This is a genomic window from Pseudanabaena biceps PCC 7429 (assembly GCF_000332215.1).
GTDB lineage: Bacteria > Cyanobacteriota > Cyanobacteriia > Pseudanabaenales > Pseudanabaenaceae > Pseudanabaena > Pseudanabaena biceps.
Genome location: NZ_ALWB01000437.1, coordinates 1 through 1,023, shown reverse-complemented (window position 1 = coordinate 1,023; position 1,023 = coordinate 1). Strand labels below are relative to the sequence as shown.

Below are 1,023 nucleotides of genomic sequence, written 5' to 3'. Positions count from 1 at the left end.
GCGCACGCTGCGCGTGCGCCGCAGGTTTTAGATCTGGATTATGTTTAAGGTTTGAGCGATCGCTACTACAAGCCACTCATTCCGAATCATAACCTCTTTGTTTAAGCCACTCTTCCAGTTTGTCGAAAAATTCCTTGCGATCGCTTTCTTGATATACTTTGTTGATAGTATCCCAGCCTTCTATTTCTTCTCCTAACATATATTTGTTAGCCAAATAAGCAGCAATTTCAAGTCTTCTACTTTTTTTCCAGTATTCATTAGTTGAATTTTTTTTAGACTTCAGAGCACGGCTAAATTGTTCATTATCTTCCCTAATTTTTTCTGGAAACCATCGCGTTACATTGACAAACTTTCCATGAATAAAATGTTGAATTAAAGTTGGTTGTTCAAAAAAACTAGGTTCTTCAAATCCAGTATCTTTTGATATAATTTCCCATATCCCATCACCATCAATATCTTTTATTTTGATATCTTTTCTAGGTAGAGAATAGGCAAGATGGTTAAATTTATTCTTTTGATAATCAAAATAATAAATTAATGTATTATTGCAGCAACCACTAGTACCTGAGTTGTATTTGATAATGACAGCAGGATCTCCATCATTATTTAAATCCATCAGTCTTATACTCATCGATACCCCTGTATTGGCAATTATCCTAGCGGCAACTATCTTTTCAAATATTGTCTTCCCTTGCTGGGTTAATTCAAGGGTTACATTATAAAGAATAAAATCCCAATCATATTTGATGCGAGCAGTTAAATCGCCAAATCTAGTTGTTTCGATGGCTTTATGGAATTGTTCGTTTTTAGTAGGCTTGTAATCATAATTATCATAATTATTATTATTTAAAAGACTATAACCACCGCAATTAGGTTGGTACTGATAAACGTACGTCTGGGAGCATCTCACTAATGCAATGAGTATTTCTACTTATAGATGACATATGAGAAAATGAATAAAAATGAGGTTAAAAGATGACACCCGAAGAAAGCAAAGTTCTGAAAGAACATCTAAAAGCTGCG

Annotated in this window: 1 protein-coding gene; it reads right to left on the bottom strand. The window is 34.0% G+C overall.

The window, feature by feature from the left end:
* Positions 1–76: 76 nt before the first annotated feature.
* The gene (locus PSE7429_RS22980) at positions 77–910 is read right to left on the bottom strand and encodes a hypothetical protein (RefSeq protein WP_009629813.1); all 834 of its coding nucleotides are present in this window, start codon (positions 908–910) and stop codon (positions 77–79) included.
* Positions 911–1,023: the final 113 nt, after the last annotated feature.